The following is a 26,809-nucleotide window of genomic DNA, read 5'->3' as shown; positions in this document are numbered from 1 at the left end:
TTATGAGTTCAGTATAAAAACCACGAATTTCACGGATTAACACGAAGATATTTGATGTAATTTAAATAAAAACAATAGGCAAATTTAAATAAAATTCGATAATAATACCTTTTTAGAGTGGACTCATATTATGTAAAGAATCAAAAACATTTTAGCATGCTAAAGTGTTAGATCTTTGGAAAGAAGTATTCTAAGGCAGCAAAGCCGCAACGTAATTCGAGCTTCAGCTCGAGGCTTTGGTAAGAACAAAGCATTCACAAAGTTCGAAAAGATTGCAATTGGAAAATTGCAAAACATCTTAACATATAAAAGTAAAATTCAGCAAAGCGTCACAATTTGCTCCCCTTCCCTTCTTTTAATACAAGGAAGGGGGCGGGGGGTTAGGATCTTCAGCCTTTTCTTGGTACTGTAAAACAAAAGGAAAATGGCACGCATCGATTTCCATTTGATGTTGTACCTGAAAATGTGTAAATTGCTTTAAGTAATGTTAATTACCGGCTGTCTGAGCCACAGGAGGAAGAACATGGACAAAGATCATTTGATTGTAGAATATTTGCGCATCTATTTTCATTCCCATCCGGAGAAGGTGCCCGAAAATCCGGATGAAGCGTTTGCCCTTTTCCAGAAGATGCATAAAAAATACAAAGCGCGCTACATTAATGAATTCAAGGAAAAAAGCGAAAAATACGTGGATCGTTTTTTCGATCAGAAAGATAAAAATAACTACTATTAAAGCGTAATGAACGTAGCGCCCAGGACGATCAAGAACGTCCCGGTTAAGGCTTTCACGTAGTTGCGTTCTTTTAAAATAAAAAAGGCCAGCAGAGTGCTTACAAGTACCCCGGCTCGTTTGAAAGCGATGACGTAAGAAACGTAGGTAATCTTGATGGCCACCAATTGACACCAGGCCAGCGCTGCGCTCACCAATCCCAGTCCTAAAAGCCCCTGCTTTGTACGCGTTGATGGGGTAGGCAAAGATGAGTTCTCCTTTTTATGCCCCCATCTTATTCCTCTTTCCAGTACAATAAAAGCCATACCCAGGGTCAGATGGATGGTCGCTCCGTAAAATTCCGGAGAACTGGAGTTTACTGCAATTTTCTCAACGCTGGCTGTGATGCTCCAGATAAAAGCGACCAGTACCATAAGCCATATGCCCTTTTCCTGCCAGTTGAAGGCGTGTTTCCAATCTTTAATTTGCCAATCTTTTGGCAGTTGAAGAATAAAGGCTCCGCTGACAATTAGTACAATTCCTACGACTTTAACACTGGTCAGACTTTCGCCTAAAATCAGATAAGAGGTTACTGTCAGGAACAGTGGGGTCAGTCCGACAAAAGGCATGACCACCGAAACCGGATAATGACGGATGGCTTTTAATAATAAACTGTAGGCTACAATATTGAGTGCCAGGCTGACAAAGAAACTTGTAAAAAAGGGGCCTGGTTTAACGATTGTTGTACTAAAAAAAATTGCAGGAAGGAGAAAGATTCCTGCAATGAGAAACAAATATTTTAAAATAACGGTTTGCGGCAAAGAAACCGAAAGCATTTTAAGGAAAATAGATTGAACCCCAAAAAGAACTCCCGTTAAAACGGCTAATAACACCCATAATTCCATTTAACGCTTATTTTTTGGAGTGATTGTTCTTTCGGTCTCTGGAGATTTTCCCAAATGAAACTCCTTTAATTCTTGTATAGAGTTCTTCCCTGTAAATTTCCACATCTTTAGGAGCATCAATTCCAATTTTGACCTGATTACCGCTGATATCAACGATTACAATCCGGATATCATCCCCTATGGTAATGGCTTCTCCCAACCTCCTTGTTAATACTAACATATATCCTCCTCCCGCTTGGTTCAACTTTTCCACTTTGGATTTCGTTTTTCCAGAAAGGCATTAATACCTTCCAAAAACTCGTCGCTGGCTCTGAACTGTGCATTGAGTTGAGACAACTGCTCAATTTCTTCAAAAATGTCCTGATCGGTGTGTTTTAAGAACAATTGTTTTGTGCTGGCCATGGCCTGCGGACCGTTGGCGCACAGAGTTTCAATCTGTTCTTTAACCGTACGGTCAAGCTGTTCAGGTGCTACCAGGCTATTGATCAGGCCATAATCCAGTGCCTGCTGAGCCGATAAAATTTTACCGGTTATTAACAGCTCACGGGCTTTTCTTTCTCCGATCTGTCTTTTTAAAAAGGCTGAAACAAGGGCAGCGACAAAACCAATTTTAACCTCAGGATAACCGAATTTAGCATCTGGCGTGGCAATAATCAAATCGCACACCGAAGCCAGACCACATCCTCCAGCCAGCGCCGGCCCTTCGACCACGGCAATAACCGGTTTGGAGAACGAATACAGCTGCAGGAACAGATTCCCTAAATGACGGGAATCGGTTAAATTGTCCTGGTAATCAAATTGGCGCAGTTCTTTTAAATAGGCCAGATCTGCTCCGCTGCAAAAAGCCTTGCCTTCCCCTTTTAAAACGAGCACGCGTACATTTTCGTCGGACTGTAGCTTGCTTAAAGCGCTCTTTAACTCATCCACCATCTGGCGATTTAAGGCATTCCGCTTTTCCGGCCGATTGAGAATGATTTCTACCCAGTTTTCTTGGCGAACAATTTTAATCGTCTGAAATGGGCTCATGTCTGGAGCACTCCCGGATTAAACGGTTCAATTTCAGGAATGTGGCTCACGGCCTGCAGCGCAACTATGAGCTGTTGCCTGGTTTCTTCAGGTAAAATCAATTCATCGACCCACAAACGGGCTGCTGCATAGCGCGGATCGGTTTGCGCATCGTACGTTTGCTTGATGTTCTGTAAGAGCTCTTCTTTTTCCTGGTCGCTCAGTTTTTTACCGGAGCGCTCCAATTGCCGGACGCGCAAATCCAGCAATGTATTAGCGGCCTGTGCCCCGCCCATCACGGCGTATTTGGAGGTCGGCCAGGAAAAAATGAAATTGGGGTCGTAAGCCTTACCGCACATGGCGTAATTACCCGCGCCATAGGAGCCACCGATGATCAGGCTAATCTTGGGAACTACTGAATTAGAAACCACATTTACCATTTTGGCTCCGGCTTTAATAATGCCACTTTGTTCGGCCTCCCGTCCGACCATAAAACCATTTACATCATGAATGAAGAGCAAGGGAATGGTATTCTGGTTACAATCCATGATGAAACGGGCTGCTTTTTCGGCGCTTTCGGTGTAAATGACCCCTCCAAATTCAGGCGGTTTGCCCGGCTTCTTAATGTGCAGTTTCTGATTGGCAATAATCCCCACTGGATAGCCTCCGATATGCGCATAGCCACAAACCAGGGTCTGGCCATATTCTTTTTTATACTCAATAAATTCAGAATTATCGATCAGACGAGCAATGATTTCCCTCACATCATACTCTTGCATGGGGTTGAAAGGCATGATTTTGTAAAGGTCGCCGATGGGATACCGCGGCTCTCTGGCTTCTGTTTTACGGATGGGGGAAGGTTTGGGATGCCCCATCTGTTTGACCAGTTTGCGAATATGTTGAAGAGCCGAAGGATCGTTGGGCTCTTTAAAGTCGATGGTGCCGCTTATTTCGGCATGCATCTGAGCTCCGCCCAGCTCTTCCGCAGAAACAACCTGACCTATAGCGGCTTTTACCAGAGCCGGGCCGCCCAAAAAGAGTCCGCTGCCTTCGGTCATCAGAATGGTGTCGGTCATGACCGGCAGGTAGGCACCGCCAGCTACGCACATGCCCATGATGGCTGTAATTTGAGGGATGCCCCTGGCGCTCATTCGGGCATTTAGATAGAAAACGCGTCCGAAATCATCCTGATCGGGAAACACATCTTCCTGCAAAGGAAGAAAGATACCGGCAGAATCGACCAGGTAGATGGTTGGCAGATGATTTTTGTAGGCAATGGTCTGGGCGCGGATCACCTTTTTTGCTGTCATAGGGAAAAATGATCCAGCTTTAACTGTGGCGTCATTGGCAATAATCATACAGAGCCGGCCTTCGATGTAGCCAAGTCCGGTAATGGTTCCGGCGGCCGGGGCGCCGCCCCACTCTTCGTACATTTTGTAAGCGGCAAACGTGCCCAACTCATAAAACGTCGATCCAGGATCGATCAAATGTTTAATGCGTTCACGAGCGGTCAGTCGATTTTTGGCGTGCTGCCGTTCGATATTTTTAGGCCCGCCGCCTAAGTGAATCGTTTTCCTTTGTTCTTCAATGCGGGCTTTTTCTTCCTGCCAAAAAGCGCGGATTTCCTGTGATATCTTTGAAGAAAAGTCAAAATTTGATTGAATGATATCTCCGTTATCTTTTTTCAATGCACTCTCCCTGTTTGATCAGATATCACCAATAATTTAATAAAAAATTAAGTTAGAAACTTTTTTAAAAAAAGCGCTGTGTCCATGATCAATTTTTTATCTTTTATTGAAAAGGGTAACACATGATTATCAGGGAAATAATCTTGATATTGTTTAAGGGTCCTCTTCAATTGATTTTTAGACAACTTATCGGTTTTGGTCAACAATATGATGAAGGGCTTTTCGTGAAACTGTAACCAATCCACCATTTGCGCATCCGACTTCATAAGTTCATCTCTCCGGCTATCGATGAGCAGGCAGAGTATTTTAAGCCGTTTTGAACCCAACAAATAGCTCTCAATCAGCTGCTGCCACTTTAATCGTTCGGATTTGGAAAGCCTGGCAAAACCATAGCCAGGCAGATCAACAAAAAAGTATTTTTTGTCCACCAGAAAGTAATTGATCCCCCTGGTTTTACCCGGCGAAGAGGAGGTCAGCGCCAGATTCTTCTTGCTTAAAAGGGCGTTAATCAAGGAAGATTTCCCCACATTGGAACGGCCCAGAAAGGCCACTTCGGGATACACGGGCTTTAAAATTTTATCGGCGCTTTTGACCGTTGTAAAAAATTCTGCTTGTTTAAAAACTGGTTTTGCCATAATGGTTCTGCTTTAAAATGAAAAAGAGCCCAACCAGGTGAGCTCTTTAGGTGATTAAGTGATTAATTATCCTAAATGAGGTAAGAGTTTATCCAGTATTACTTTTTTAGGCACGGCCCCGATAATCTGATCCACAGGCTGGCCATTTTTAAAAATTAGTAAGGTTGGGATGGAACGAATACCGTATTTCATGGAAACTTGCGGATTACTGTCAACATCCAGTTTACCCACTTTTAGTTTACTGGCGTACTCAGTGGCCAATTCTTCAACAATGGGCGCAATCATTTTGCAAGGCATACACCATTCAGCCCAAAAATCTATCAGAACCGGTACATCGGATTGAAGGACTTCCTGTTCAAAGTTATCATCGTTCAAGATAACATAATTCCCCATGAATTTGAACCTCCTGTGTTAGCTGTGAATTCTACTTTTCTTTTCCCAATTTAATAATCGTTGCTTTGATCGTCGTTGTGCCCTTTTCAATAAAATCCAGTTCCTTGGCAGCCTGTAATGAGAGATCGAGGATGCGATTGGCTTTAAACGGCCCCCGATCATTGACTCTGACTTTTACTTTTTTGCCATTGGACAAATTTTCTACTTCTAAAATCGTACCAAAAGGCAAGGTACGATGAGCAGCGGTTAAATCGAACATATTGTAAATTTCGCCGCTGGCCGTTTTCCGCCCATGAAATTTACTAGCATAAAAGGAACATTGGCCTTTAAAAACCTGTCCTTCATAAAATTTGTTACTTCGTTTTAAACCGGGCAAAGAATCCGAACGGCTACTGAAACGTACAGTTGACGAACAGTAAGATGTTGCCAACAAAATAAAAACAATTAAAATAATAAAAATTTGATTAGAAAAAAAGATGGATGCAAAAAAAGAGCTGAACTTTTTTTTCATATTACAATTCTCTTGCTTTATTCTTGTGGGGTTTAACGGGCGCTGGCTTACGCTCTTCCCTGTCTCTTTCTGCCTTGTCTTCCTGGTTCAACTGCACCGGTTTGCCTTCAATTTCCGTTTTTTGCTCTTCTGTGCTTGATGCTTCCTTGTTCTCTTCTGCCGGTTCTGGTTCTGGGGGCGGTGGCGCAATTTTCTTTTTGGCTATTTGAGCAAACCGCGAATCAGGATATTCTTTGAGCAATGCGGAATAGGCCTCAATGGCTTTCTGAACATCGTTCAAATATTTTTCATAAAGATAAGCAATGGCAAATCGTGCCTTTTGAGCCCAAATACTGCCCGAATCGCTCTGCGCAATTTGCCGGAAAAGATGCATGGCCTGTTCGTATCGTCCGGCATCCATCAAATTTTCTGCCTGCTGATACAGAGTCTGGGATTGGGAGACGGTTTCCATGTCCACTTTTTGCTCAACTATGCCACGCAGCTTCTTGCCGTATATCGTTTCAGGATATTTTTTGATAATTATCCGTTTTAAAGAATCGGCTTTAAGAGAATCGTGCATTAAATCATGGTAAATGTAATACAGAGCGTAATAGGATTTGGGCGTAAGAATGGAATCTTCGAATTGTGAAATAAAGCTGGCGTAAGCCGTGGCTGCACTGTCGTAATGCTGATACTTCAACAAAAAGAATTCGGCTTTGGCAAAGCTGTTTTTCATGTAACTCTCTTTTACCTCTTCTGGCGAACGACTGACCAGAACTTTTCTGGCCCGCTTTTTAACTTTTTTCTTTGGAAAAATTTTTAGACTATCTTCGTAGGTTAATGAGGTGTCTCTACGCACGCGCTGAATCGAATCTTTGTAAAAGCTTACCCTCTGCCAGAATTCTTCGTTTTCTTTTTCGGGAATCTCGAATTTTACTTTTGGTCGCTTACCAAATTTGGTTTCAACCATAGCCACATTCTCATTTTCTGCCTTGCCTACCACAATGCTATCACCGGTTACTTCCATGCTATCGGTTAACAGGGAGTCGCCGCGTTCCAGTTTCATCAGATCTGCATGGTCTTTGCGTAATTGATTGCGAAGTTTAAGGTACTCCTGCAACATTTTTGTCTTTTGTCGCGCATCTTCCAGAACTTCCGGATTGGATTTCAGGTTTTTTACTTTTTCGTAATAGGCCCTGGCCGAATCAAAATTGGCGTAATCGTACTCGTACATCTGGCCAAGATAGTAATAGCTTAAAATGGCTCCTTCTTTTCTGGGATATTTTTTGATGATTTCATAATAGTAATCGCGGGCCAGATCGGTTTGTCCCTGGATTTCATAGAGATTAGCCAGTCGCGTTTCAATGAGGGAATATTGATCTTTAAAGCGAGGCGAGCCCAGCATTTTGCGCAGGATTCGTTCTGCCTCTTCATATTTTTTGAGCTCAATTAACGATTCTACTTTTTTAGCCGTGGCTTCATATTCACGGATCACCGGAATATCCAGCTTACTGAGTTTGTCATAGCTGTCGATGGCGTTTTCATAGTCATTTAACTGGTAATAGGCATCACCCATCATAAACAGGGCGTCGCCCTTCATCTCATCATCGTGCGTAATATCAACCGATTTTGAAAGATATTGATTGGCCTCTTCAAATTCACCCTGCTCAAAATGCAATTTACCTAAAATGTAGAAAGCTTCCGCTGCTAAACGCTTGGGCAATTTTTGCGAAAGGAGGCTATTCAGGAGTTCCAGAGCCTCTTCTTTTCGTTCCTGAGCCACATAGGTACGCGCCAACCACAATTTGGCTTCAGGGATCAATTTACTTTTTAGAAATTTGAGTAAAAATTGTTTAAGCGTCCGTTCGGCCTTGACGTACTCCCCTAAATTGTAATAGGCCTTTCCAATCAATAATAAGGCATCGTCTGCGTACTTATTGCTGTCGCCGTAAATTTTAATCAATTTCCAGGATTTTTCAATGGCGGTCTGGTAGTTTTTCTTAACGTCTCCGGGTAAGCGTTGTCCGCTTTTGGTATTCTTTTGTTTTTCCAGCGCCTGATCGTAATAGCGTCTGGCATTAAAGAAGGTGTTGTAATAAGCACAGCCTAAAATAAATAGGAGCAGTACTATAAGGCCCGTCTTTTTATTGAAATGGTTCATGGTCACCCTAAATTAAATTTTCTCTAACAAGAGCGCCAGCCCGGTTAGTAATTTGGCCGGATTTTCATCCACAAATTCATCCATATGATCGGTTAATGGCGTGGGCCGAAGATTTAATTCAACCAGGTAAGCGCCATTGGCTTTGGCAATTAAAGGTAAAGCTTGATGATCCTGATGGACGTCATTCAGGCACACCGTGATAAAGAGCTCGGCTTCGGCCGCTGCCTGCTGCGCTCTTTTTAAGATGGTCTCATCAATCGATTCGTCATTTAGTAGTACATCCGGTCTGGCTTTCTGCCCACAGGAAGGACACAATGGAATTATGGGATCGCCTTCTCTCAGATGGAAAAATGACGTATGACACTTCAGGCAAACGTTACGGTGAATATTGCCGCGCAGTTCGATCAATTTTTTATTTCCGGCTCTGCGATGTAAGCCGTCAATGGAAGTGGTAATCAATGTAAAATCCTCAAAACGATTTTCCAGATCCACCAGCGCATAATGTCCTAAATTGGGTTTCAAGGCTTTAAATTCCTGTCGAATGCGTTTCACATTTTCCCAGAATTTTTGTTCATCCCGGGTTAAACGATTCATAGTAAACAACTCTTTGAGCTGGTTATTGTTCCCCTGAATAAAGTTGTCATGCGATTCAGTACACAAAGTATCTCCTGTCAAAACAACAATTTGACAGGCTTTTAAAAAACGCTGGATAAATTTATTGGAAAACATGCCACCCTTTCAAGGCAATTTTTAACACCCGAATATTTTTCTTTTACTCTACCCCGCTGGTAGAGCCTCTATTGTATTTACTCATCTTTCTTTTGAAATAGGTCTCGCTGTTCCCCTCACCTTTTGCATTTTTCTACAGGCCTCCGGGCCCTTATTGATTCTGAAGCAGTCGGTTTATTCAACAGGTTTTAAACGGGCCGTAAAATGCCTCAAGAATTCAGACTCGTATTCGATGGTAAAACCACTCAATTTATCCCGTTCCTGGTAAATCTGAATGAGGGCTTCGGCCACGTATTGCATATGCATGTTGGTGTAAACGCGCCTGGGGATTGCCAGACGAACCAACTCTAATTTAGGAGGAATCATCTCGCCGGTTTGAGGATCTTTCTTGGCCATCATCAGGCTGCCAATTTCCACGGCGCGAATGCCCGCTTTTTTATAGAGTTCCACCACCAGCGCCTGGCCAGGAAATTGATGCGCAGGAATGTGCGGTAAAAACTGTTTGGCGTCGATGTAAACAGCATGGCCGCCTACCGGCTTAACAATGGGAATCCCCTGTTCATCGAGCATTTCGCCCAAATAACGCGTCTGGTTTACACGAAAGCGCAGATAATTTTCATCCAGCACTTCTTTTAATCCCCGGGCAATGGCTTCCAGGTCGCGTCCGGCCAATCCGCCATAGGTTTTAAAACCTTCGATCAGAATGAGCATATTGGTAATGCGCTGGGCCCATTCGTCATCGTTCAAAGCCAGAAATCCACCGATATTGACCAGGCCATCTTTCTTGGCGCTCATAGTGCAACCATCGGCATAGCTAAACATTTCCTGAGCAATTTGCAAAATGGACTTGTCCTGATAGCCTTCTTCCCGTTCCTTGATGAAGTAACAATTTTCGGCAAAACGACAGGCATCGAAAAAGAATGGGATGTCGTACTGATGGGCCAGGGCGCTCACTTCTCTGATATTTTGCATGGAAACCGGCTGCCCTCCCCCGCTGTTATTGGTTACCGTCAGTATGATGATAGGTACATGCTCTTTACCAAAGCGCTGGATGGCCTGTTCCAGTTTAGCCAGATCCATGTTGCCCTTGAAAGGATGCGGGTTCTGTGGGTCCAGTCCTTCGTCAATGACGCAATCAATGGCCTGAGCGCCGTGATATTCAACATTGGCTCGGGTGGTGTCAAAATGAATGTTATTGGGTACCACATCGCCTTCTTTTAAAATATTGGAGAAGAGTAAGTTTTCGGCCACTCGACCTTGATGGGTTGGAATAATGTTTTTAAAGCCAAATATCTGGCGCACGGTCTGTTCGAAATGATAATAATTCTTACTGCCTGCATAAGATTCATCGCCCAGCATTAATCCGGCCCACTGATTGTCGCTCATGGCCGACGTGCCGGAGTCTGTAAGCAAATCGATGTAAATGGATTCGGCCGGTAGCATAAAGATATTGTAGCCGGCCTCTTTGATCAATCTTTCCCGTTCCTGTTCGCTGGTAATTTTTAACGGTTCTACCACCTTTATGCGGAATGGTTCAGCAGGAAATCTCATGGATGTCTCCCTATTTAATGACCTTTTCCGTTTCAGGATCAAAGAAGTGTAGTTTGTCTGGTTGCACGGCCATTCTCAGGGTATTGCCTACGCGGATCTGATCTGATGGCTGAAAACGGGCATTTATGAGCGTACGACCGCATTTCAGGTAGGCATAGGTTTCGGAACCCATGGGCTCAATGACCTCGATTTCGGCTTCGATTTGCGGCCAGCTCTGTAATTGAGGGTCGGCAATGATCTGAAAATGTTCCGGTCTGATGCCTAAAATGATCTCATTTTTATTGTAGGATTTCAATCTCTGTTCGTGCTCTTTGTTTAAATTCAGTTCCAGGTCAGGGGCTTTAAATTTTAATTGGCCATTACGTTGTAATTCACCTTGAATAAAATTCATGGCCGGACTACCGATAAAACCGGCCACAAACAGATTGACGGGATTGTTGTACAGCTCCAGCGGAGAAGCTACCTGTTGAATAAAACCATCTTTTAAAACCACAATGCGGTCGCCCATGGTCATGGCTTCCACCTGATCGTGCGTTACGTAAATCATAGTTGTGGCTAGCCGCTGATGAAGTTTGCTGATTTCGATGCGCATCTGAACACGCAATTTGGCATCCAGATTGCTCAGGGGCTCGTCAAACAAAAAGACCTGCGGTTGTCGGACAATAGCCCTTCCCACAGCTACGCGTTGCCTTTGCCCTCCGGAAAGAGCTTTGGGCTTGCGATCCAGAAAATCGGTTAAACCCAAAAGCTGCGCCGCCTCATGAACCCGTTTTTTAATTTCTTCCTTAGGAAATTTACGCAATTTTAAACCAAAGGCCATGTTGTCAAAAACGGTCATGTGAGGATACAGGGCGTAATTCTGAAAAACCATGGCAATATTGCGATCTTTCGGTGGCACATCGTTAACCAGTTGCTCACCGATGTAAATGTTTCCGCGAGTCACTTCCTCCAATCCGGCTATCATGCGTAACAAAGTCGATTTACCACAGCCGGATGGCCCAACCAGTACGACGAATTCTTTGTCTTTAATATCCAGATTGGCGTCATTGATGGCCGTTACCTTGTTATCATAAACTTTGTAAACATGTTCCAGTTTGACCGAGGCCATTTTATTCTCCTTTTGCTAATAATATATGAAAAAGAGAACCGGCACAGCAACCGTGAACGTCAATCCCAGCTCGCTCCAGAGATGCAAACGAGACAGATTGTACATCAGGTACTGATATTGAAAACCGGTTTTTACTTTTTGCCTGTTGTAATACAATTGAATCATCATCAAGAAAACGACTACACTGAACAGAAATATAATTATCCAGGACAAAACTGCCAAAAAAAGATGAAACTGATTCAGGATTTGCCGCAGGTCTGCAAACAGTAAATTTTGGTAATGAATAACAGTAAACAGGCAGAAAATGATCAACACCAGGTAGTTGAAACTGTAAAGCGTTAAACTAAACTTGTTGGTCTCTTTTTTCAAATTCCAGAAGGATAGTAAACTTCCCATAGCAATGATGGCCAGACCCAGTAAATACAAAGCAGACCAGGCCGGTTCCTGGAAAGGAACGCTTACGTGTTCTAGCTCAAATTGCCCTAACAGCAGGTTAGCACTAAGCAAAAAGTAGATGAACAATCCGCCCATCATATCCCAGATGGCAACGAAAACCAGTTGCGCAAAGATGTTTTTGGAAAGCGTAAGGGCAAAGCGCTGTTGAAAATTTTTTCTAATACTGAATTTAAAGATCAAATAAAAATACATGGCGCAGACCAGCAATTGCCACAAGATATGTACTGCCGTTTGCAGCACCATGTGATTATCCATGGCCTTTTGCTGAAGTTGAGCGATCAGCAATACAACATGCAAAATTTTTAAAAAGATGATCCCTAAAAAGGGACCTGTAACAACCAGGTCCAACCAGGCCCGGGCTTTGAAGCTGTCGTTGCTTGTCTGGAGTAAACGTCTTTTTAGAAGAAAGAGGGCAAAGACAGCAGTCCATTCCAAAGCGAGCGTTACAATGAAAAGATAGTCAAAAAGCAAATTGCTTTCTCCTGTTTAGCCAAACACCTGGTGGAATGTTTTGTACAATGTATCTATTGCCTGGTCAATGTGTTCTTTTTGTATGATTAACGGTGGGACAAAACGCAAAGTATTTCCGCCGGCAACATTGCACAACAAACCCTGTTCGGCTGCGGCAAACATCATCTCTGGCGCCCGTTCTTTCAATTCCAGACCTACCATCAAGCCTTCGCCGCGAACCTCGGCCACCTGTTCATGGAAGCTGGCAGCCAGCGTTTGCAGTTGCTGTTTAAAATAGATGCCCATCTCTTTTACGTGATTCAGAAATTCTTTTTCCGATATGAAAGAAACCGCTGTCAATCCACTGGCGCAGGCCAGAGGATTCCCGCCAAAGGTGGTGCCATGTTCTCCCACATTCAAAACATTGGCCAGTTTTTCATTGATCACAAAGGCGCCCAGGGGCAGTCCGCCGCCTAATCCTTTGGCCGTAGCAAACCCGTCAGGCTGAAAACCGTGCTTTTGAAAATAATAGAAAAAACCGGTGCGCCCCACTCCTGTCTGAATTTCGTCTGCAAAAATCAGGAAATCAAAATCTTGCCTTAACCGGTACATAGTCTTTAAAAATTGCGCATCAAGCGGGCGAACTCCTCCTTCGCCCATGATCCCTTCGTAAAAGATGCCTAATGTACGTTCATTCACTGCGGTTTTTAAAGCCTCGACATCGTTTACGGGGATGGCCCGGCAGTTGGCTAATAAAGGCAAAAAGCTTTTTTGATATTTTTCCTGCATGGTAATGGAAAGGGCCCCCAGAGTTCGCCCATGGAAACTGCCCTGTAAAGCCAGTATTTCCTGTTTGTGATTTAAATTTCCCCATTTTTTGGCGATCTTGAGCAAGCCTTCGATGGCTTCGGCGCCGCTGTTGGTTAAAAATACCCGGTCGTATCCCGTAAGCTGCAATAACCGACGGGACAGATCGATCTGAATGTCCTGAACAAAATAGTTGCTGAGATGCAGATTTCTTTTGAGTTGCTTTAAGATGGCCTGCTCAATCAGAGGGTGCTGATGGCCAAGTGCATTGACAGCAATACCAGAGAGAAAATCGAGATAGGCGCGTCCCCGGGTATCAAATAAGTAAACGCCCTCCCCTCTTTCGATTTCGAAAGGAAAGCGTTTATAAACATTTAAAAAAGGCTGAGCTGGATGGGAAGAGGTATCCATTATTTTTGGGCCAGCAATATGAGTTCTGCTTTCGCGTCGTTAAACCGTTTTGACTTTTTGTATTTTTCTACGATTAATTGAAAGGCATCGCGCGCTTCATCGATTTTACCGGCTTTCACAAAATTACGACCGGCTAAATAGAGATAATTGGAAGCCTCAATGAAATCGGGCGCCATTTTTTGGGCTTTTAAATAGTAGCGGGCCGCCTCCTCGTGCGCGCCTCGATGTTCCAGACAGGATGCATAACCGGCATATCCGGAGGCTTTGAGAATGGGACTTCCATCATATTCATCAATGAATTTTTTAAAAGCGGTTTCAGCTTCTTCATATTTGCCTTGCTGGTAATTCAGATTGGCCAGCACAAAATAGCCCTGAGTAGCTGCATCGGTGCCATCATATTCTTCGAACAGACGTGTGAGAAACTGACGGGCTTTGCTGTAGTTCATGTTCTGATATTCAACCTGTGCCAGTCCCAGCAATGCGTTGGCTTTCTCCAGCCGCGTTTCATGATAATTTCTGTAAACCATGATCAGCACAACCAGCGCCAGAATGGCTACCACCGCTATAGTAACCTGTTTTTGATTTTCTTCAAAATAGGTTTTTGCTTTTAAGGCCGACTCGACAAATTTATCTTCTTTCAAATTTTTTTTGGTAATCTTTTTCTTTTGTGGCTTTAACATGGACCTTCTCCTCTTTCACTTCGGTTTTAATTTTTTCGTAAATAATTAAAAGTAACAAATTTAAAGATTGAAATGGATAGAATCAAATAGAAATTTAATTCAAAAATTATTCTGATTTTTCTAAATTTAATATGTTTTGAAACAAAAACAATTATTTAGATTCATCACTGTTTTAATATCTGTTAGGGCAACTTGTAATTTCAAAAAGAGCACGAAAATTTTTCGCCTTAAGTGTAGATAGTTCGTTTTCTTATTCTTCATGTCTCTCTTTTTTTTTGTAATTGTAGTATTTTGAGATTGGCCTGGTTTTTGTAATGTTTTATTATTGTCGTAAATTAGAATGCTATTCAATCTAAGGGAGGTGATCTGAATGAAACGCCTTACCCTGATTTTTATTACGCTCTTCTTATTTTTTTCTAACCTACATTCACAGAATCAGAATTTCAATTTGATTACGCACTGGCCAGAAGGGCCGGCTACCGACATTTGCCCTGGCTTTTATGGCGGCAAATTTCTTGCACATGGCGCATCTATCAGCGTAATCGAATCTCCTATCATGGCTCCATTACGTTTATTTTACAAAATCAATACCATTGCCAAGCAGATGATCTACAGCGACTCTCTCCTTTTTATTCTGGGAAGAAAAAATAACATGAGTATTTACCAGCTATCGTTAAGCAAATTTGAGGAGATTGCTTCCTTTGCTTTAGATGAATACGGAAGAGCAGAATACATGGTTTTAAATAAAAATTTCCTTTACATCGGCACCAATCACTCGTTGCTCATTTTTGATGTGAGTAATGCCAGGCAACCCGAGTTTTTAAAAAGTCTGGATATTCCCGTCTTTTCCTTAGCATTAAAAGATTCGATTTTAATTGTTGGTAGTTATGAGCTAAAAATCTTTAAATTGCATGCTCCAGACTCTTTGACTTTAATATCCACGCTTGATCTTTTTACACAATATCCTTCTCGTTTTGCCTGGAGAGATAACTATCTTTATGTGGCCGGTAATTCTTTCACCACCTGCATCTGTTGTTCAGGAGAATTTTTTGTAATTGATGTATCTGATGTTTCAAATCCTGAAATAAAATCCAGCCTTGCTGTACCTACTGATTGCAGGTCCGGGACAAATGGTGTAACTGTAAATGACTCCATAGCTTTTGTAGGCTACTTTTCCGATCTGGGTAATGGTATTATGGTTGTCGATGTTAAGGATGCAGAGAATCCTCGAATTCTCAATTCCCGATTAGCGGCAGATGATCCAAAACAATTAATGATCGATCATGATATTTTGTATGTTGTTGATAATTACAATGGTTTGTTAAAGTACATAATTAGCGAACCTCAACATATTGAACTTATTCATCAAGAAAAAACAGGGGGGGCCTCCAGAGGCTTGTTTGTAAAAGATTCATTAGTATTTTTAGCCAATGGAAAATGTGGATTAAAAATTTTCGAATTGAAAACGATTAACCTAAAATACATGCTATTTCCATTTAGCTCGCTTGATAACTCGCACTTTACACCTTTTGATCTAAGTGATTTAGTTGTTCATGAGCAACGCGCTTACCTTTTGAATACTTCCAAAGGGCTTTACGTTGTGGATGTTTCTGATCTCAAGCAACCTAAAGAGATTGCATTTTTAGATAGTATTGGTGGCTACCATCTGAACTATAGCGGAAATCACTTATTTGTGGCCGATAGAAACAAAGGTTTAATAATTCTGGATGTTTCCCAAGCTGAACAACCTGTAGTCGTTTTCGAATCAAATGAAGCGAACGATTTTGGCCGGGATATTCAGGTAGTAGATTCTGTTTTGTTCTATTTAAATCAAGCAGGAATCAGAATTTACAAAATTAAAGATCCACATCAGCCAGAATTACTGAGTGAATTGAACAAAAAATGGATTACTTCTTTTGACGTTTTTTTAAACATACTGGTGATTGCATATTTTGAAATCAGTGCAAATCAGGAATTATTAAAAATGAGTCTTTTTGATATTTCCGATTTAACAAATCCGGTAGAACTTTCAACAAACACTTTCACACATGGATATTTAACAGAAATTGAAATTACAGAGAATGTAATTTTTTCTGCTGATTATCATAACGGTTTAAGAGTTTATAGTTTTGACAAGACGGGGGACATTCAGGAAATTGGGAATTACTCTACATTGGACATTGCCCAGGCGATTGCAGTAGATGATAAATTCATTTATTTAAGTGATAATGACGATGGTTTATATGTATTTGACCGTTATTTGACAAATGTAGCGACAAACTCTGTTCCTGAAGATTTTTTGCTTTTTCAAAACTATCCCAATCCGTTTAACCAGGCTACTACTATTGTTTTTCAAATTCCGTTTTCCGGATTAGTAACACTTAATATTTACAATATACTCGGTCAAAAAATAAGAACAATATTAAGAGGAAACTTATTAGCAGGAAAACATAGGATTCATTTTAATGCTGTCGAGTTATCATCCGGGGTGTACATTTATCAATTGGAATTTAGAAGTAACAGCGGTAGTGGCAAGTTACTTAAGAAATCAGGAAAAATGTTGTTAATTAAATAAACTTTTATTGCAAGCAAAGTTACTCAAAAAGGTGGCTTATGGTTTGCAAAATTCTCATTCTGCAAACATGATTTTAAGAACGGCATATAGAGGGAATTGTTCGATTTTGCGATTCTTTACATGATTTTTTGCTTTTACGCCACACTCTACTCTACGAAGGTTATTTTGTAAACGTAGTAAAAAATATTCTAAATGCCTCCTAACTGTTAGTTTTAATTTAAAAGGTAAATTTTGCCTTACATGTTTCTTTGTGCTAATTTTCTTTTTTTGTGAATAAGCAGGGATCAAAGTTGACGTTTGCAGAAATCGGACTCATCAGCCTGGCTCTGGCCATGGACGCCATGACCGTTTCACTTTCGGCCGCGGCTTCAGGTTTTACGCGAGAGAAACGCGCTACTTTTCGTCTGGCCTTCCATTTCGGTCTCTTTCAGTTTTTGATCCCTATTTTAGGCTGGTTAGTCAAGTCCAATTTTTTGTGTTAATTCCTTCCTTTAATGAGAACCCAGCGGAGGAACCGGAATGGAACGCCTTCCCGGCTGACACCGTCCAGACCTGTCAGGCTGAGCCTTGCCAGACTGGCGGGCCTGTCCGGATGGCTCTGTCCTTTGGTCGGATAAACCTGTCCGGCTGGTTAAACATACTGAGAAGGTTGCTGGAAAATAATCGTAATTTAATAAATTTTGCTCACTTCTCATTGTGGCTTTACTGTCGTAGAATGCTTCCTTCGTAAGATATTGCGCATTAGCGTGCGAAAATTTTTGTGCTTAAGATCCTAGCCCCCCGCCCCCTTCCCTTATTTTAATAAAGGGAAGGGGGAGCAAATTGCGCAGCTTTTCTGAGTTTTACTCTAAGGCAGCAAAGCCGCAACCAAAAAATTTCTTTAAAAAATAACAGGCAGGTTCCCTGGAACCCTTTAACTCTTACACTCTTATGCTCTTAACTCTTCCCATCCAACAGTAGAAGTCATTTCACGAATTAGCCCTCACCCCCTCGATCCCCCTATCCCAGAATGAAAATCTGGGAGAGGGGGAAGGCTTACCACCTGTGTTGAAGATTTTCTTTCATGGCCCCATTCACGATCAGTGTGAATTCAGAATGTCAGCCCGATGCTCATTCAACCATTCAACAAATCAACAATTCATCAGTTTCAATCCACCACACGGCACAAAAATTTTCGCACGCTATTGCATTACATCTTCTGAAGGAAAGTATTCTAAGGCAGCATAGCCGTAACCTTTAAAAACCGCTGAGGTCGCAAAGAAGTCACAAAGATCACAAAGCATGTTTTAAAAAAATTACCATCACTCCCCAGCCACCTCTTGCCGAAAATCGGCGAGAGGGGAAACAGTGGAGGTCTCGAGCTGAAGCTCGAGTTACGTTACGCATGCGAATTGTTGGCAGAGGAATAACGGGAACCCCCCATTGTGTTATTGCAGGAAAGACTTGGCTTCTAAAAATTTGGAGGTAATCCGTGGATGACGCATGAAAAGATTTAAAAAAAGCGTCATCCACTGTTAACCTCACAAACGGAGCTGGTTCAAGTTTTTAAACTGCCGATTACCTGTTCAACCGTTTCTAAAATTTCTGCGGATTTGACCAGCCCTTTCATTTTTGTGTGATCCGGGTAGAGGGGCCGGTCTTCATCCAGATAGGGCACATATTTGCGTATCACTTTGTGGGCCGTTTGCACGCCTTTGCCAAACCGGTGCTCTCTAAAATCGAGGGCCTGGGCTGCAGCCATGAACTCGATTCCTAATACACCGTAGGCGTTGTCCAGAATCTGATCATTCTTAATGGCCGTGTTCATCCCCATGGACACGAAATCTTCCTGGTCGGCCGCTGCCGGAATGGATTGAATGGAAGCCGGCATGGAGAGAATGCGTTGTTCCACGATCAGGTGGTCGGCTGTGTATTGACTGAGCATCAGGCCGGAAAACATGCCGGCGCCTTTGGTTAAAAAGGGAGGCAAGCCTGCGCTGAGCGCCGGATTGTTCAGGCGATTCATGCGTCGCTCGGACATGACGCTGACCATGGTAATGGCTGCTCCTACCATGTCCATGGGCAATGAAACCGGCGTACCCTGGAAATTAGCGCCGGTTAAGGTGAGTTCGTCTTCCACAAAAAACACAGGATTATCGCCCACTCCGTTGAGTTCAATTTCCACCTGGCTCCAGGCGTAGTCGAGAGCATCGTGGGCCGCTCCAATCACCTGCGGGGTCGAACGCATGGAGTAGGCGTCCTGCACCCGTTGTTTGATATTTCCGGTGTACAAATCGCTGCCCTCCAGACATTTGCGGATGGCCCGGGCGCTGCGTACCGCGCCTTTGAATCCCCGAGCCTGATGCAGGCGTTCATCATACGGTTTGAGATTGGCTAACAGGGCCTCCAGCGACATGGCAGCAGCGATCTCAGCCTGACGCAACCAGCGCTCCATGTCGTAAAGCTGCAGGGCGCTCATGGCCGTTAACAAATTGGAACCATTGATCGTGGCCAGTCCATCGCGTGCTTTCAGGCCAGGAATCCGAATGCCGGCTCTGTCCATGGCTACTTTACCCGGCAAACGCTGGCCCTGGTAAAAGGCCTCGCCTTCGCCCAGCATTAACAGGGCAATCTGCGACATGGGGGCCAGGTCGCCGCTGGCGCCTACGGATCCCTTTTGACAAACAACAGGTGTTACTCCTTTGTTCAGCATTTCCACCAGGGTTAAGGTGATCGCCGGCCGAACGCCGGAACGTCCTTTAGCGTGTACATTAATTCTGCTGGCCATGGCCGCACGAACATATTCAACAGGCGCTGGCTCGCCGATGCCTGCCGCGTGATTGTAAATTAAATATTTTTGAAATTGCTCCACCTGTTCGTCGCTAAGAATGACTTCAGAAAATTCTCCAATGCCGGTGTTAATACCGTACATGACCTCCCGCGCTGCAATCTTCTTCTCCAACATGGTTCTACAGGCCTTGATGCGTTGCAAAGCCTCATCGGCCAGTTCAACCTTTTCGTTAAAGCGCGCAATCCGAACCAACTTTTCAATCGTTAAATGGTTTCCGTCAAGAACAATGGCCATCGTTCATCCTTTCGTTTGGTTTAAAAAGAGCTTAACAAACGAAAATTACAAAGAATATGATTTGTATTCCATAGTTTAAATAAATTTTTTACAAAATATGATCGGGCGCACCCGGAGAGAGAAATGGCGCTTGAGATGGGACATAATCTTTTCTGAGAAAAGGGGCTGTTCAAGGTTTCGCCGGCCCTTATCAAAAATAGAGACGATCTGCATGCTCATATTAATGCACAGGGCTAAAAGGGTACCACTCTGTTTAAGCCAGGCAGGATGGGCTCAATGCCTTGCACTGCAACAATTACCATGTTTAACAAAATCAGAAAGCTGGCCCGTTCTGCACGTTATCGGATTTTTAGCGCCAGATTCAGAGCCTCGCCAATATCGGCAAATTTTTGGTCATAATCTTTACGGCCTCTGCGAATGACCTCAAAGGCTTCTTCCCGGTTGTAAATGCCCGTTATCTCTGTCCGATGCTTTTCGCTGCCCGGAATATCTTTGTAGGTCAGAAAGTAGTGACGCAGTCGCTCGATCAACGGAGCCGGTACATCGCCAATATCTTTCCATTTCTGAAAAATAATGTCGTTTTTAAGGTAGGCCACGATTTTATCATCGGCTTCATTGTTGTCGATCATTCGAATGCCACCGATGACCACGGCAGGAACCAGGATATTGCTTTTGGTAATGGGGCGTTCTGTTAAAACGCAAATGTCGATCGGGTCGCCATCGCCGATGATGTCATTACGCCCTGTTTTTTTATTGCAGTACTGAGCGCTGCTTTTGCCGGAATAGGTGCGTGGAATGAAGCCGTACAACATGGGCGGCATGGAGGAAAAGCGCTGAGGGCGATCTACTTTTAATAGTCCGGAAGTCTTGTCCAGTTCGTATTTTACTGTATCGGTAGGCACCATTTCGATGTAGGCGTTGACAATCTCTGGCGCTTCTTCGCCCACATCGACCCCGTGCCAGGGATGAGCTCTGAACAGCAAGCCCATCAATGATAACACCTGTTTGTCTTTTCCAGCCATAGCTTCCTCTCATTCATTTGAATTTTTTAGTTAACATGTTTATAATTAAATCTATTGACAAAATATTTCCTAATCCAGTCCAATTTTTTCGGAGGAAGGCATGAGTAATGCAGTAAAATGGCTATTAGCCGTTGTTTTAACAGTTTCCGCAGCGATTTACCAGCGTGTGACCGGTCCTACCTATCCAATTAAGGTGAAAGTTACGATTCATGAAACGGTTTACAAATTCAAATTCCCCCGAAGCCATGCCGGGTTCAGTCCGCAGACAATTCAGCTAGCCATTCCCGATACCTCTGTTCATGCTGAACTCCATTTCCGGCGATTTAAAGTGGATGAAGATTGGATGGTAGTACCCATGTCACGACAGAACGGCTTGCTTAAAGGAGAGCTGCCTGCCCAACCCCCTGCCGGTAAATTAGAATATTTTGTACAAATAACCGATGGACGCCAACAAATCACTCTTCCGGAAAAGAATGCGGTGGTTATTCGTTTTAAAGGAAAGGTTCCGCTTTATGTTTTGATTCCCCATGTACTGTTCATGTTTTTGAGCATGTTGCTGGCTATGTATTGCTTTTTTGAAGCGTTGACAGAAGGCGAAAGATTAAAAACATTTACTTTACTCACCAGCGCCATTCTGTTTTTAGGCGGGATGATCTTGGGCCCACTTGTTCAGAAGTTTGCTTTTGGCGCCCTGTGGACGGGCATTCCCTTTGGCTGGGATCTGACCGATAATAAGACCTTGATTGTTCTGATTTTCTGGCTCATTGCCTTTTGGCAGGTCTGGCGGAAAGGAACTACAAAAGCAAAATATTGGGTCATCATGGCCGTTGTGGTTATGTTTGTCGTTTATTTGATTCCCCACAGTGTGATGGGATCAGAATTCAATTACCAGACCATGCAGGTGGAGACCAGCAAGCTGTGAAGTGAATAGGAGATATTACGGCATCCGTAAAGCCTGAGCACTACTGTGTACGCGTCTTCACGTTCCGTGAGCTTTCAAAATCAATTGTAGAGTTGTTGATGTTGCAAAAAATTCGCTTCATTTTTTGGCGTCTGGGCCATAGCGCTGACCGACTCAAGCACTGCATTCATATCCAGGGGCGGCTGATTAAAGGTGATTGCGCCGATGTTAAATTCCAGGGGCCAGTTAGCGGCAATGGATTTTAAGCGAATGAGTGACTGAATTTTTTGTAAGGCTGTGCGGGCCCCACCGGCATTAACATCCGGCAACATAATTAAAAAGTTATCCTCATCAACACGCGTAAATAGGTCTGTTTTTCGCAAATTCTGTTTCATAATTTGTGCAATGTTCTGCAGAATCTCTTTTTCATACTTAAAGCTTTGATCCTGGCGAACGGCCTTCAATTTTGAACAATCCAGATAGGCCAGAGTAATTGGCCTTTTGTAGCGATGACTGCGATGCAATTCTTCCTCAGCCCTTTGTAAAAAAAGGGCTTTGCTCAACCCTCCGGTTAATTCATCCTCAAAGCGTCTGGCCCTGCTCAGGTCCATTTGTGTTTTCAATTGCAAACTAATAAAACTGATCCAGAAGAATAACAGCCCATTGGTAGCCAGATTAAACGTTGATGGATCTGAGACTTTCCAATGAATATTAACCAGCAGATAAACCGCCAGGGAGAGCACAGAAACGATTAATCCGTGCATCCTGGGGGCTAAAAAGATGGTCAGACTAACTGGAACAAGGTAGAGGATGAAAAGATTATGATCAATGGTCAAATCGAAATACGAAATAAGTCCTAATAATAACAGGGCAGACAGGCTGTAAAAATAGGAGGGCAGCGTTTTTAGTTTTTGGATCATTAACATGATCAAATTCATTGTGGCCTCCAATATTGATTTACCGTTTTAAAAAGGTACGGCAGAGTATCTGACAGCGGTGGCAGAGCGTTGAAGTTACTTTTGGAACCGCTAATATTAGTATCGGATAGTAAATCCAAAAATTAAATTTTTAATTCACTTCCCTGTAGGTTTTTAAATTCATACTCCAGGACAATCTGATAAAAACGCAATGTTTGAATTTCCATAGCTTCAAACGTAAATATGAGCTATTTAGTTCCGAGGGTGCAAATAAAAAATCCCGATAGAAAAACTATCGGGATTTTGCTCCAGTGGAGCAGGGGTGTTCAAAGAAGTGCTTACACTATTTACGGTCGGCTTAAGATTTAGTTTCATTAATAAAAAATCAAATTCTGTTAAGAATATAAATTCTATGGCAGGATAGCTACAACCATTCAACAAATCAACAATTCAACGGTTCAATAGATTTATTCCCTCACACAGCACAAAAATTTTCGCACACTAATGCATTACCTCTTTTGAGGGAAGTATTCCAAATTAGCGTTTTGTAATAATTTAAAAAGTTACTGACGCTTTTGTTTGTGGCTCTGCTGCCTTAGTTAAAAAGCAAACGAACGATAACCGCCGGCAAGGCAGCCACCAACAAACTTAAAAAAGATCCGATCAAAAAATATTCGGCAAAAGGTCTTTTATTTAGTTCGTTAAAACGAGCCAGAGATTTCAGGGCCACAATCAGGGCAATGGCTCCAATTTGATCGAAGATAATCAAAAAATAGATGAATGTGCGTTCTAAAATACCAATCCACTTGCCCCGTTCATATTCATCCTGATCGGTCTCCTGTTGATCGTCGGAAACCGGCGTTGTTTTTAACCCGTTGAGCGCCAAACGGATTACAATAGTACCCTCTTTCAAAATAAGGATGTAACCCAAAAAAATCGTGAGCAGATGTTCCGTATTTTCCGTTTCTGGAATCCAGCCAGGAATCATTTGCCCCACTGGCAGATGAAAAGGCCACAGTGCAACCAGAAAAGGAGCCACAATGAGTGCAGCGTACCAGAGTATGCGACGGCCGGTATTTTGAGGTGTCACCAATGTGTCAAGCATTGTAAAGAAAAAATAGAAACCAAAATAGATCAGAGCCAGCCAGGCATTGGGAATAAAAACAAACAATCCAAGAGCCAGAAGAATTCGATACCAGATATTCTTTTTAGGCGTTTTTTCGCCTTTTATTACCTGATTCATATCCAGAAAAAAAAGTCGGCCCAGGAAAAACAGGATTAAGTAAATTAATGCATTTTGCATAACGCCTCTCTAAAGCAAAGTCTCTATTTGTTCTTCCAAATATAGTTCACTTTTCAAAAGCAGTGAGAAATTTTCTCTGTTAATGTGTTGTGAAACAGCCGGTTGGGAGATGTTTAAAATTCGGGCAATTTCTTTCTGCCGCTTTCCCTGTCTGTGTAAAAGCAATATTTTCCGTTTTTCAGACGGCCAGCCACGAAGTGTTAGATCAATCCACTGCAATAATAGCTGCCAGGCTGTGCTGATCTCCGATTGCGGAGAAGAGATGAGCACATATCTGCGATTTTCTTTACGGGCGGTCTCAATCGCTGTTCTGGCATTATGAAAGGCGCTGCCGTCCATTCCAATGGCAGCCTTTTGATTAATTGGCGTCGCAATTGAACCCAATCCGAGTCCAAAACGCATTTCCACTGGTTGCATCTCAGCCTCAAACTGGTGCAGAGCCAGAAAAAGGTTAACGGTAGATTTGCACACAGCCTGAAATTCATCACCAATAGTCAGGGTAGGGGGAGAAAGAAATTTTTCTTTTTCTCTGATCTTCCAGTGGTCAATAGCGGAAGAAAATTTTTCCTGTACCAGGCTGCGGTCTGGCATCTGTCTTGATTTAATGATGTCGCCAATTATTACAAAATAATATTTCATCGCTCTGTCTCTTTATTCCCAGACTACACGCGTCAGAGATCACTTCTGGCAAAAATGGGCGAAACAGACATGCCGGCCATCACGGCAGTTTCTGCTCTTCCCAAAACCATTTTGCGATCTCCGGGCTCCTGTTCCGACCTTCTATAAGCTGATACCTTATAATTGGTTCGATATAAGTAATTTTCTTATTATGCGCACAATATAAGAAATATTTTTATATTGTCAAATTTTTTATAAAAACTTGACTCCAGAGTTTTCTACTCGTAAAATAAGATAACCATAGAATTCTGCAAGATGTAAATTTTAGTGTCATTTCGAGGAGTTATTAGAATCAGGACGATGAAAAATCTTTTGTTTTTGTGTTTAGGTTAAAAGATTTTTCGAAATGATATAGATGCGCATTTTTCAGAACTCTAAAGACAACCAACATTGGGAGGAGGATTTTATGGCTATCAATATTTCAACTGCCCGGGAAATTATTAAGGAATATCGCAGGGAATTGCATAAAAAACCGCATGTAGTTGCAACAGGGATTGGTTATAAAGTGGTGAATGGCGTAAAGACTGATGAACTGGCGGTAATCTGTTCTGTTGACACAAAAGTATCCAAACAGCGTTTACTGGAAAGCGAACTGCTACCTTCGAGTATTAATGGTTTGCCCACGGATGTAAAACCAACGGGTATCATACACGCCTTATTTGATCACACAGCCAGATATCGTCCGGCTCCTGGGGGCGTCAGTATCGGGCATATCAACATTACCGCCGGGACGCTGGGCTGCCTGGTGCAACGAGATGGCGAGGTGTACATCCTGTCGAACAATCATGTGCTGGCCAACAGCAATGAAGCGGAGATTGGAGATCCCATTTTACAGCCGGGGCCGTATGATGGCGGCTCTTATCCGGACGACCATCTGGCGCGTCTAAGCGAGTTTGTCCCCATCCATTTCGAAGACGAAAATGGCGGTAATAGCACATGTTCAATCGGACAGACGGTAAGCGGTGTTTTGAACGCTCTGGCTTCTCTGTTCGGCAGCCGAACCCGCTTAAAAGCCGTGCGTGAACTCGATACGCAGGCCACGGAAAATTTAGTGGATTGCGCGATTGCCCAACCTTTAAATCCGGATGATGTGGGTAATGAAATTGCGGAATTGGGAAGTATTCAGGATGTGGCCGAGGCGGAGTTGGGAATGAAAATACAAAAGAGCGGACGCACGACAGGCTGGACTACTGGAGAAATTGAACAGATTGACGTTACGGTGACCGTCAGTTATGGCGACGATAAAAAGGCTGTTTTTGTAGATCAACTGATGGCCGGTAATATGAGCGCTGGCGGTGATAGCGGTTCCGCGGTTCTCAATTTGAATAGCGAAATAGTGGGCCTGCTTTTTGCCGGCAGTAGTTCCACTACGGTGATCAATCGTATTCAAAATGTATTTTCTGCTCTTAATGTCGATATTATTCGTTATTAAAGAAAATGAAAGACGCGGATTATCAAAAGATCAGAGAACTTAAAAAAAGAGTGGAAAAAGAGTGGTTAAAGATTCCTGGCGTGGTGGCGGTAGGTATCGGTCAAACTGAAAAGGGGAGAGCCGGACTCGTGGTTTCTGTAACGGAATTTTCGCTCGAAGTACAAACCATGATTCCGGTAGAGATTGAAGGCATTCCGGTTGAGTTAAAGATTAGCGGACCAATCCAGGCCCTGTAAATCTATTTCCGTCCCTTCATTTTTTGCTTGAAGGGAGGGTGATGCCCGCCAGGTTCAAGGCCTCTGATGCGGGGCCGCCGGCCCTGCAAAAAGCCCTTTTTCCCTTTTCCGCGATGTTGCAGAAAATCATTAATGCCGTCGCCATCCAGGTCTCTGAAGGCCGGGCGTTTTTTGTGTTTGCTCTTCAACCAGTCCGGATCGAGACCATTGGGGATCCCGTCTCCATCATGATCAGGAGCATTGTCGTTGTAACCATCGCCATTTTTGTCCACAAAATTAAGAGACGGATGTTGTTTTTTGACCTTTGTGCTGTCCTGAGCCCGGATTACTGAGCTCCCGGCAAATACGATCAGTAACAATAAGGTAATAAATGGTAGCCCTTTCACTCTGACATCCTCCTTTCAATACAAAAATATAAACAAATTTCATACCAGATAAAAACAAAAAAATATTGCGCTTAATTCAATAAACCTAAAGGGGGGTAGAGCGCCATAAAATCTTGC

26 protein-coding genes are annotated in these 26,809 nt (G+C 43.0%); 6 read left to right on the top strand and 20 right to left on the bottom strand.

Going from position 1 to position 26,809, the window contains the following annotated elements:
• The first annotated feature begins 523 nt into the window (after positions 1-523).
• Positions 524-733 carry a hypothetical protein gene (locus ACWB0I_RS04655; RefSeq protein ID WP_479386872.1) on the top strand — a complete coding sequence of 70 codons (210 nt, stop codon included), beginning with the start codon at positions 524-526 and terminating at the stop codon, positions 731-733.
• Here the strand turns inward: ACWB0I_RS04655 and ACWB0I_RS04650 are convergent.
• From ACWB0I_RS04650 to ACWB0I_RS04585, 14 genes are all read right to left on the bottom strand, one after another.
• Entirely contained in the window at positions 730-1,614 is an 885-nt protein-coding gene (locus ACWB0I_RS04650; protein ID WP_479386871.1) for an EamA family transporter, read from the bottom strand. The two genes, ACWB0I_RS04655 and ACWB0I_RS04650, sit on opposite strands and share 4 nt — an antisense overlap.
• 7 nt (positions 1,615-1,621) lie before the next feature.
• Complete coding sequence (gene csrA / locus ACWB0I_RS04645) at positions 1,622-1,834, bottom strand: carbon storage regulator CsrA (protein WP_479386870.1); 213 nt, start codon at positions 1,832-1,834, stop codon at positions 1,622-1,624.
• A 20-nt stretch (positions 1,835-1,854) separates the two neighbouring features.
• Positions 1,855-2,640: an enoyl-CoA hydratase/isomerase family protein gene (locus ACWB0I_RS04640; protein WP_479386869.1), complete on the bottom strand. Its 786-nt coding sequence runs from the start codon at positions 2,638-2,640 to the stop codon at positions 1,855-1,857.
• On the bottom strand, positions 2,637-4,241 hold the full coding sequence (locus tag ACWB0I_RS04635; protein WP_479386873.1) for an acyl-CoA carboxylase subunit beta: 1,605 nt from the start codon (positions 4,239-4,241) through the stop codon (positions 2,637-2,639). The genes ACWB0I_RS04640 and ACWB0I_RS04635 overlap by 4 nt, the downstream gene beginning before the upstream one ends.
• 113 nt (positions 4,242-4,354) lie before the next feature.
• On the bottom strand, positions 4,355-4,942 hold the full coding sequence (gene yihA / locus ACWB0I_RS04630; protein WP_479386868.1) for a ribosome biogenesis GTP-binding protein YihA/YsxC: 588 nt from the start codon (positions 4,940-4,942) through the stop codon (positions 4,355-4,357).
• Positions 4,943-5,008: 66 nt separating this feature from the next.
• Positions 5,009-5,335, bottom strand: coding sequence for a thioredoxin (gene trxA, locus ACWB0I_RS04625; protein ID WP_479386867.1), 327 nt, complete (start codon positions 5,333-5,335; stop codon positions 5,009-5,011).
• A 31-nt stretch (positions 5,336-5,366) separates the two neighbouring features.
• Positions 5,367-5,846, bottom strand: a complete 480-nt coding sequence (locus ACWB0I_RS04620) for a septal ring lytic transglycosylase RlpA family protein (protein WP_479386866.1) — start codon at positions 5,844-5,846, stop codon at positions 5,367-5,369.
• Position 5,847: 1 nt separating this feature from the next.
• Positions 5,848-7,986 (bottom strand): tetratricopeptide repeat protein, encoded by a 2,139-nt coding sequence (locus ACWB0I_RS04615; protein WP_479386865.1) that lies wholly within the window; start codon positions 7,984-7,986, stop codon positions 5,848-5,850.
• Between the two features lie 12 nt (positions 7,987-7,998).
• Complete coding sequence (locus ACWB0I_RS04610) at positions 7,999-8,715, bottom strand: SIR2 family NAD-dependent protein deacylase (RefSeq protein WP_479386864.1); 717 nt, start codon at positions 8,713-8,715, stop codon at positions 7,999-8,001.
• A gap of 174 nt (positions 8,716-8,889) precedes the next feature.
• A complete protein-coding gene (locus tag ACWB0I_RS04605; protein WP_479386863.1) occupies positions 8,890-10,266 on the bottom strand; it encodes a tryptophanase in 1,377 nt (458 codons plus the stop codon).
• A 10-nt stretch (positions 10,267-10,276) separates the two neighbouring features.
• Positions 10,277-11,374, bottom strand: coding sequence for an ABC transporter ATP-binding protein (locus ACWB0I_RS04600; RefSeq protein WP_479386862.1), 1,098 nt, complete (start codon positions 11,372-11,374; stop codon positions 10,277-10,279).
• A 15-nt stretch (positions 11,375-11,389) separates the two neighbouring features.
• The gene (locus ACWB0I_RS04595) at positions 11,390-12,301 is read right to left on the bottom strand and encodes a hypothetical protein (protein ID WP_479386861.1); all 912 of its coding nucleotides are present in this window, start codon (positions 12,299-12,301) and stop codon (positions 11,390-11,392) included.
• A 15-nt stretch (positions 12,302-12,316) separates the two neighbouring features.
• Positions 12,317-13,498 carry an aspartate aminotransferase family protein gene (locus ACWB0I_RS04590; RefSeq protein ID WP_479386860.1) on the bottom strand — a complete coding sequence of 394 codons (1,182 nt, stop codon included), beginning with the start codon at positions 13,496-13,498 and terminating at the stop codon, positions 12,317-12,319.
• Entirely contained in the window at positions 13,498-14,178 is a 681-nt protein-coding gene (locus ACWB0I_RS04585; RefSeq protein WP_479386859.1) for a tetratricopeptide repeat protein, read from the bottom strand. The genes ACWB0I_RS04590 and ACWB0I_RS04585 overlap by 1 nt, the downstream gene beginning before the upstream one ends.
• Positions 14,179-14,548: 370 nt before the next feature.
• On the opposite strand from ACWB0I_RS04585, the gene ACWB0I_RS04580 reads away from it, so the two are divergent.
• Entirely contained in the window at positions 14,549-16,753 is a 2,205-nt protein-coding gene (locus tag ACWB0I_RS04580) for a T9SS type A sorting domain-containing protein (protein WP_479386858.1), read from the top strand.
• Between the two features lie 290 nt (positions 16,754-17,043).
• Positions 17,044-17,235: a hypothetical protein gene (locus ACWB0I_RS04575; protein WP_479386857.1), complete on the top strand. Its 192-nt coding sequence runs from the start codon at positions 17,044-17,046 to the stop codon at positions 17,233-17,235.
• A gap of 1,055 nt (positions 17,236-18,290) precedes the next feature.
• On the opposite strand, the gene ACWB0I_RS04570 is transcribed toward ACWB0I_RS04575, so the two are convergent.
• Positions 18,291-19,817 (bottom strand): HAL/PAL/TAL family ammonia-lyase, encoded by a 1,527-nt coding sequence (locus ACWB0I_RS04570; RefSeq protein ID WP_479386856.1) that lies wholly within the window; start codon positions 19,815-19,817, stop codon positions 18,291-18,293.
• Positions 19,818-20,155: 338 nt separating this feature from the next.
• Entirely contained in the window at positions 20,156-20,839 is a 684-nt protein-coding gene (locus tag ACWB0I_RS04565; protein ID WP_479386855.1) for an inorganic pyrophosphatase, read from the bottom strand.
• A gap of 100 nt (positions 20,840-20,939) precedes the next feature.
• Here ACWB0I_RS04565 and ACWB0I_RS04560 point away from each other — a divergent pair, with 100 nt between their 5' ends.
• Positions 20,940-21,761, top strand: coding sequence for a hypothetical protein (locus tag ACWB0I_RS04560; RefSeq protein WP_479386854.1), 822 nt, complete (start codon positions 20,940-20,942; stop codon positions 21,759-21,761).
• 80 nt (positions 21,762-21,841) lie between these two features.
• Here the strand turns inward: ACWB0I_RS04560 and ACWB0I_RS04555 are convergent, their stop codons facing one another.
• The 3 genes from ACWB0I_RS04555 to ACWB0I_RS04545 form a co-directional block, all read right to left on the bottom strand.
• On the bottom strand, positions 21,842-22,678 hold the full coding sequence (locus ACWB0I_RS04555) for a GGDEF domain-containing protein (protein ID WP_479386853.1): 837 nt from the start codon (positions 22,676-22,678) through the stop codon (positions 21,842-21,844).
• Between the two features lie 574 nt (positions 22,679-23,252).
• Complete coding sequence (locus tag ACWB0I_RS04550) at positions 23,253-23,960, bottom strand: hypothetical protein (protein ID WP_479386852.1); 708 nt, start codon at positions 23,958-23,960, stop codon at positions 23,253-23,255.
• 9 nt (positions 23,961-23,969) lie between these two features.
• Positions 23,970-24,599, bottom strand: a complete 630-nt coding sequence (locus ACWB0I_RS04545; RefSeq protein ID WP_479386851.1) for a SatD family protein — start codon at positions 24,597-24,599, stop codon at positions 23,970-23,972.
• Between the two features lie 445 nt (positions 24,600-25,044).
• On the opposite strand from ACWB0I_RS04545, the gene ACWB0I_RS04540 reads away from it, so the two are divergent.
• On the top strand, positions 25,045-26,070 hold the full coding sequence (locus tag ACWB0I_RS04540) for a trypsin-like serine protease (protein ID WP_479386850.1): 1,026 nt from the start codon (positions 25,045-25,047) through the stop codon (positions 26,068-26,070).
• Positions 26,071-26,075: 5 nt separating this feature from the next.
• Positions 26,076-26,306 (top strand): hypothetical protein, encoded by a 231-nt coding sequence (locus ACWB0I_RS04535; protein ID WP_479386849.1) that lies wholly within the window; start codon positions 26,076-26,078, stop codon positions 26,304-26,306.
• Positions 26,307-26,308: 2 nt separating this feature from the next.
• Here the strand turns inward: ACWB0I_RS04535 and ACWB0I_RS04530 are convergent, their stop codons facing one another.
• On the bottom strand, positions 26,309-26,692 hold the full coding sequence (locus tag ACWB0I_RS04530; RefSeq protein ID WP_479386848.1) for a hypothetical protein: 384 nt from the start codon (positions 26,690-26,692) through the stop codon (positions 26,309-26,311).
• Between the last annotated feature and the right edge of the window lie 117 nt (positions 26,693-26,809).

This window comes from Caldithrix sp. (genome assembly GCF_056497305.1).
This window is presented reverse-complemented; position numbering and strand designations above follow the sequence as displayed.